We start from the raw sequence: 6,396 nt of genomic DNA, 5'->3' as shown, positions 1-6,396 counted from the left end.
TTCGGCTTCATACATAACAGTATGAACGGGTCAACGATACGATCTGTAGGAATAGAGAGAGCTGAGACGATAATCGGACTCATGAATCTAACCTATAATATGAATCGTTACCTACAGCTACAAAGGATATAAAAAATGAAGCCAAAGAGAAGGACTCTGCCTGAAAAAGGTAAAAGCAAAAAAGAAAATACCGTTTCAATTGGATATCGACTATGGAGTGTCGATAGTAATTTTGATCATGCACCCGAAAAGCCTATTTTATGATGGTTTTTAGAGGTTCCCTATAATAATGATGAGCTTTTGCCTCGGGGAAGCATTTTCCCGGGGCAGTCATGTACAGGGAGTCCGAGAGCCATGTTTATCGCATTACTGTCAGGAATATTGGTGATGAATGCGGTATAACTCTTTTCCTTCCTGCAACTTGTACCCAATTCTGTCACGACATGGAGCTATTTCGCTCCGCAAGTAAACTTCTTGATGAATAATATACATAGCGTGTAAAAACTTCTTCCCTTTTTGCCGATATAGAACCGAAGGAGTCTGTTGTGGAGAGTGATCAAAGGCAGGTAAGCCTCCTGCAGGTTGCCGATGAACAGCGAAAGAAAGAGCGGCATGAGGCTCAGCGTAGCCGCAGAAAGCGGCGCAGAATGAATTGGCTTCGCCATTCGATAGATTCCGTTCCTTTCAAGGTTGCGCTTTTTCTCGTTTTTCTCGTATTGACATCGATGGCCGGTATCACCGCCTTTGAAATGACAAAGAATAGTCAATTTGAGACAATTTGGGACACATTCTGGTATGCCATCGTTACGGTGACAACCGTCGGTTACGGAGATAAAACCCCCATTACCGTGGGCGGCAGAATTGTCGGGCTTTTGCTTATGGGAATGGGGGTTGTCGTGGTTGCCGCCATTACCGGACAGATCGCATCGTTCCTGGTTGATCAACAGATGAAAAGGAGGGAAGGCTTGCTCAGTCTGAGAAATATACAGAACCATTTTATTATTTGCGGCTGGCGGAAGGAATTGGACAAGGTGGTTGAAGGTGTTCTGGCGGTGAATGCCGATCTTGATCCCTCGGGTATTGTCCTGATCAACTCTATTGGCGCCGAAAAGATGCAGGGCATACTGAATAATCCCGTTTTTAAAGGGATAAACTACATAAACGGCGATTATATCGAGGAAGAAACCCTGAAGCGTGCGAACATCAAGGATGCTCGGCGTGTGATGCTTCTTGCCGACCAGAGCCAGGAGTATTCGCTTCAGGAGATGGATTCCCGTACCGTCATGGCGGTGCTCACCATCGAGTCGATTTCAAAGAGGGTCTATGTCTGTGCGGAGCTCCTCGATGAAAAGTTCGAGAAATACCTTCGTCTTGCAAATTGCGATGAGATTATCTTGAGTCGTGAATATTCGAAGTTGATCCTTGCCAATGCCTCCAGTGCCTCGGGTGTCAGTCACATTGTAACCGATCTCCTTTCAACCAAGGGCGGCGGCTTGAAGACGAAGTCGATTCCGGCCGATTTCATTGGAAAAAGTTTTGGCGACCTCTCAGCGTATCTGGAAGGGAAATACGGGGCCATCATTATCGGCCTTTTGGAGAATACCGGAAATTTTTATCATAGGAAAAAGGAGGCGTTGAACGAGGCCCAGATGACGCCCGACATCTCCACGCTTGTGGAGAATCTGAAGGCGGTAAAGCAGTTAACGCCGAATAAGTCGGTGCTTAATCCAGGCAAGGAGTACATCGTAAAAAAGAACTCCAGGGCGATCGTTATCGAACTTGCGACAGCGGAAAGGGGGGCGATATGAACGAACTCGACCGATTGAAACAGATCGCTCTTTTTTCCGAATTCGCAGACAAGCCGGAGCGAATCCAAAAGATCCTTGCGGTGGCAGAAAGGGTTCAGGTTAGGGCCGGCGAGGTGATTATCAAGGAAGGAGATGTCGGGGATACTCTTTTCATTATCCTGGAAGGAAGTGTGAGAATCATAAAAAAGACCCTCCAGAATGAGCCCTATACCGTAGTCATCCTAAAGGAAAATGAGAATGTCTATTTCGGCGAACTTGCCCTGGTCGATAGTGATCGGCGTTCCGCAACGGTCATAGCGGAAAGCGATTGTTCTCTTATCAGTCTGGCCAGGAATAGCTTTCTGACCCTGTGCCGGGATGATTATGAACTTGGATTTCGAGTTGTCCTGCAGATAGCAAAGAAGCTTTCTTCAAGCCTTCGAAAGATGAATCAGGATGTTATCACTCTTTTCGAGGCTCTTGTTTCGGAAGTTGATGGGGAAGACCTTTCCTAAAATTGTGATAATGGTTAAAGTATTTATATGAAAGAGCTGATTGAACGAGTGCTCGAGACCGAAAAAAATGCCGCTGGTTGGGTGGAGAATGCCCGGTCGGAGTCTGCTCGTATCCAGAGTGAGGCAGATAAAAAGGCCGCCTCGATCATTGATGAGGCTCGAGCCGGGGCCTCCCGCCGTATCGAAGCGGCAGTGAAGTCTGCTGAGAGTGAGGCCCTCTCTATAAGAGACCAACGACTTCAGGCAGCGGCCGAGGACATTGAAGCGTACCGGAAACGGGTCGAGGGACGTTTTGATCTTATCTTGGATGAGGCCGTGAAACTTATTATTCACGGGAGAGGAGAATAGTCCTTTTGACGGCCCCTGTTAGACAATATGGTTTTATAAATGCGAAACTTCGTACTCGCTTAAACAAACTTTTTGATGAGGCTACCCTGGAAAAGCTTCGACAGGCCCCCTCGCTCGCCGAAGCGATTCAACTTTTAAAGGATACTCCTTATCGACAGGAAGTTTCGGTTTACGAAAGTACCGGTGACCTGAAAGAGGTTGAGGCTGCCTTGTGGCGACGGGAAATAGCCACCGTTGCCGAACTCAGACGCTACCTCCAGGGAACATTGCTTAGCCTCCTCGATGGGCTGCTGCTCCGGTATGAGGTTGATATTGTTCGCAACAGCGTGCGCCTCTGGTTTGACGCCCATCTCAAGCGCCGCAGTATCGGCGGCGAGGCCGGATATCTTTATCAGGAGGCCCTCGTCAATCCTTTTTCAATAGATGAAGTGGTGAATGCTGAAGATTTCGACGCCTTACTTGAAGCCTTCAAGCTTACCCCCTATGGCCAGTTGCTTGAAGAAAATCGTCAGGATATTGAAAGCAGAGCCCACCTTTTTCGTTTTGAAACAGATTTGGATCGCTTTTTTTATCGGCAGCTTATCGAATCTGTCGACAAGCTTGAAGCTGCGGATAAACGGATCGCCCTCCGCCTGATTGCCGTAGAGGTCGATCTTCGAAATGTAGACAGAATTGCGCGGCTGGCTTTCTTTTATCCACCGGAAAAGCGGAGCCAGTGGCATATTATTATTCCCGGAGGAAGCTTTTCCGGGCAGCTTCTCGACAGTGCCGTTTCGGTACGAAAGGGCGAGGATGCCGTTGCGACGTTGCTGAACGGCCATTATCCCGGGCTCGATTCTTTTACTTCCTCTTCTTCGGAAGATAGCTTGGGGATGGTGGAAGGTCTTCTTCGGCAGATTCGCCGGGAAGAGACCATGAAGCTGCTGCGAGGCTATCCCTTCACCGTCGGTATTATTCTTGCCTATGTGTTTCTCAAGCGCAAAGAGATAGGTACCGTGGTTTCCCTGCTGAATGCACACTATTATGGAGTTTCTCCTGATCGAATGGGGGATGGATTATGATTGTTACCGGAAAAATGAGACATCTCACCGGTGCTGTGCTTGATTCTGACAGCAATGCGGTTACCCGGGAACTTTTGCGGCTGGGAGTTCTTGATTTTGTCTCATTACAGGAGATGAGTCCCGATTGGCGGAACGAGCTTGATCCCGTGTACCCGGGGGAAGAGCAACGCCAGGTGGCGAAGCTCCGGGAACGTATCGAAACCTTTTTTGCCATACTCGATGCTCACCCTGCGACCCTCGTCGATTTTTTTCCCGAGGATGAGGGGTATGCAGGTTCTGTTGATGAGGCCGAACGTCGGCTTGATAAGGTTGCCTCTGCGATTCAGCGTGTGCGGGAAGAACAGAAGGCGATCAGCCAGGAATTGAATCGCACGAAGGAACTGCAGCGCCATCTTGATGGAGGTGGAGACTCCCTCGTAAAGCAGCCCCATCGTTTTTTATCGGTCCGTTACGGGCTTCCCTCTTCGGGAAGAGAAGAAGAGTTTCGTGCTGCTCTCGGAAAATTCCCTTGTGTCTATCTTGACAGCGGCCTTCTGATGACCTTGAAACGTGATGAGACCGGGATTGCCCCCTTGCTGGAACGTTTCGGTTGGAGGGAGATCCCCGCTCCCGTAAGGGAAGAGCATGCTCCTGGTCTCGCAGATGCAGAGATCGAAAAAAAGACGCGAGAACTTGAGGCCAAAAACGATGAGCTGGAAAAGAAGGCACGGGAAATCGTCGAAGGCAAGAAAGATGAGCTCCTTTCGCTCTGGAAAGGCCTACGAATACGTGAGCTTTCCGAAACGGTACGCGGCTTTTTCGGGAAAACGGCGAGGACCTTCATTTTTGCAGGGTGGGTTCCTGCGTCCCACGAAAAGGAACTGGACGGCGCTCTGAGAAGGGTGACGGACAATAGGTGTCATCTTGAATGGCTGGATCCCTTTTCTCACAAAGACGGACAGCTGCCGAAGCAAATACCGGTGATCATGAACAACCCGAAGTGGCTCAGGCCCTTTGAAAAGTTGGTGACCAACTATGCCATCCCTGCCTATGGTACCGTCGATCCGACCATTTTCGTCGCTGTTTTCTACTGTGTCATGTTCGGACTCATGTTCGGGGATGTCGGGCACGGTTTGGTTGTTTTTCTTATCGGCCTCCTTGGCAGGCTAAAGGCAAAGAAAGCGGGAAAGCAGGAGCATTTTCTTTTTCCTCTTTTTAGATGGTGCGGGGGATCGGCAATGGTCGCCGGTGCTCTTTTCGGTTCCTGGTTCGGAATGGAGCTGTTTCCTCCCCTTTGGTTTGATTATCACGGTATCATATCCGGTCATAGTGTCGAAGGCGGTGTCCAGAGCATCTCCGATATTCTCCTGATAACCATCTATTTCGGTATTGTCGTCATCGGATTCGGGCTCTTACTTAATTTCTACAATCGTATTGTGAAACATGACTGGGTTTCGCTTCTTTTTGACAAGGGAGGACTGCTTGGCGGCTGGCTCTATGCAGCCGGCACCTGGTGTGCTTTCTACTTTGTTCGCCATGACTATCGTCAGCTTCCGGATAATTCTTTTCTCGCCCTTTTTATTGGTTTGCCTGCGTTGCTCATGATCGTCAAGCCGGTTATCGAATGGCGTCACGCCCATCGTGGTGAGCGCTTCGGCCTCATGACCGTGGCCTATCTGCTGATGGAGTGGCTTGTGGAACTCCTGGAGGTCTTTTCGGGATACCTTTCGAATACCCTCTCCTTCATGCGGGTTGCGGGGCTTGGCATAGCCCATGTCTCTCTTGTGATTGCCTTTTTTCAAATAGCGGATATGGCGGCGGGAAGCGGCGGATACACAATCTGGTCCTACATCATTTTGCTTTTGGGAAATGTCCTGATTATCGGACTCGAAGGTCTTTCGGCGGGAATACAATCCCTCCGTTTAAACTATTATGAATTTTTCTCGAAATATTTCGACGGAACCGGACGCGCTTATGCGCCGGTCTCGCTGAAACATTGATAAACAAAGGAGTATCGTATGAGCGATAATGTACGCAAAAGATTTGCCGGCCACATTCGGGCAAGCCTTGTCGTTACCATCTTTCTTATGGTGGTAGCCGGACTCTTTTTTACCGCCTCCGCTTTTGGGCAGGAGAGCACACAAAATACGGCCACGGTTTCAGCTGCACGGGCCGAGGTTCAGAAGTTTGGTTTAGTTGCAGCAGCCGTTGCTTTCGGACTCGGGGCCATCGGTGCGGGAATCGCTATTGGTAATGTCGGTGCCGCGGCAATGGGAACCATCGGTGAAAAACCCGAACTTGCAGGACAAGCCCTGATTTTTATCGCCCTTGCCGAAGGTTTGGTCGTTTTCGGTTTTATTACCGCCCTTATGATCCTCGGAAAGGTGTAAGCAGAATCCATGGATTATTTCGTTATCGGTGATGAGGATACCATACTCGGTTTCGGCATGGTGGGAGTTAGGGGACGAAGTGTCGAAGATGCTGTCTCGGCAAACGCTGCTCTCTCCGAGGCCCTGGACGACAAAGAGATTGGAATTATCATTATCACCGAAACGGTCGCCGAAACTATTCGTGACCGGGTCAATGGATTAACCTTTTCGCACCGGTTTCCCCTTATCGTTGAGATTCCGGACCGTAACGGCCCCTCACCCGGGCGAAAAAGCTTGCGGGAACTGGTTAATCAGGCGATCGGGATAAAACTGTAAT

At 49.4% G+C, this 6,396-nt stretch carries 7 protein-coding genes; all 7 read left to right on the top strand.

The annotated features are described in order from the left end of the window. Window positions 1-545: 545 nt before the first annotated feature. Genes F459_RS0118275 through F459_RS0118245 form a run of 7 tightly spaced genes read left to right on the top strand, consistent with a single transcriptional unit; the run spans window position 546 to window position 6,395 of the window. A complete protein-coding gene (locus F459_RS0118275) occupies window positions 546-1,808 on the top strand; it encodes a potassium channel protein (protein ID WP_020614159.1) in 1,263 nt (420 codons plus the stop codon). Continuing rightward, complete coding sequence (locus F459_RS0118270) at window positions 1,805-2,302, top strand: cyclic nucleotide-binding domain-containing protein (protein WP_020614158.1); 498 nt, start codon at window positions 1,805-1,807, stop codon at window positions 2,300-2,302. The genes F459_RS0118275 and F459_RS0118270 overlap by 4 nt, the downstream gene beginning before the upstream one ends. A gap of 27 nt (window positions 2,303-2,329) precedes the next feature. Next, a complete protein-coding gene (locus F459_RS0118265; RefSeq protein WP_020614157.1) occupies window positions 2,330-2,650 on the top strand; it encodes a V-type ATP synthase subunit E family protein in 321 nt (106 codons plus the stop codon). Window positions 2,651-2,655: 5 nt separating this feature from the next. Continuing rightward, a complete protein-coding gene (locus F459_RS0118260) occupies window positions 2,656-3,711 on the top strand; it encodes a V0D/AC39 family V-type ATPase subunit (RefSeq protein WP_020614156.1) in 1,056 nt (351 codons plus the stop codon). A gap of 14 nt (window positions 3,712-3,725) precedes the next feature. After that, window positions 3,726-5,690, top strand: a complete 1,965-nt coding sequence (locus F459_RS0118255; RefSeq protein WP_245540221.1) for a V-type ATP synthase subunit I — start codon at window positions 3,726-3,728, stop codon at window positions 5,688-5,690. 18 nt (window positions 5,691-5,708) lie between these two features. Continuing rightward, window positions 5,709-6,080 (top strand): ATP synthase subunit C, encoded by a 372-nt coding sequence (locus F459_RS0118250; protein WP_020614154.1) that lies wholly within the window; start codon window positions 5,709-5,711, stop codon window positions 6,078-6,080. A 9-nt stretch (window positions 6,081-6,089) separates the two neighbouring features. Continuing rightward, on the top strand, window positions 6,090-6,395 hold the full coding sequence (locus F459_RS0118245) for a V-type ATP synthase subunit F (RefSeq protein WP_020614153.1): 306 nt from the start codon (window positions 6,090-6,092) through the stop codon (window positions 6,393-6,395). Window position 6,396: the final 1 nt, after the last annotated feature.

The sequence above is a fragment of the Sediminispirochaeta bajacaliforniensis DSM 16054 genome, assembly GCF_000378205.1.
Lineage (GTDB): Bacteria > Spirochaetota > Spirochaetia > DSM-16054 > Sediminispirochaetaceae > Sediminispirochaeta > Sediminispirochaeta bajacaliforniensis.
Note: the sequence above shows the minus strand (reverse complement) of the source record. Positions and strands in the feature narration are given on the sequence as shown.

What these genes read in the sequence shown, in the direction of transcription:
- F459_RS0118270 (WP_020614158.1), top strand. Translation starts at nt 1,805, where the DNA reads ATGAACGAACTCGACCGATTGAAACAGATCGCTCTTTTTTCCGAATTC.
- F459_RS0118265 (WP_020614157.1), top strand. Translation starts at nt 2,330, where the DNA reads ATGAAAGAGCTGATTGAACGAGTGCTCGAGACCGAAAAAAATGCCGCT.
- F459_RS0118255 (WP_245540221.1), top strand. Translation starts at nt 3,726, where the DNA reads ATGAGACATCTCACCGGTGCTGTGCTTGATTCTGACAGCAATGCGGTT.
- F459_RS0118250 (WP_020614154.1), top strand. Translation starts at nt 5,709, where the DNA reads ATGAGCGATAATGTACGCAAAAGATTTGCCGGCCACATTCGGGCAAGC.
- F459_RS0118245 (WP_020614153.1), top strand. Translation starts at nt 6,090, where the DNA reads ATGGATTATTTCGTTATCGGTGATGAGGATACCATACTCGGTTTCGGC.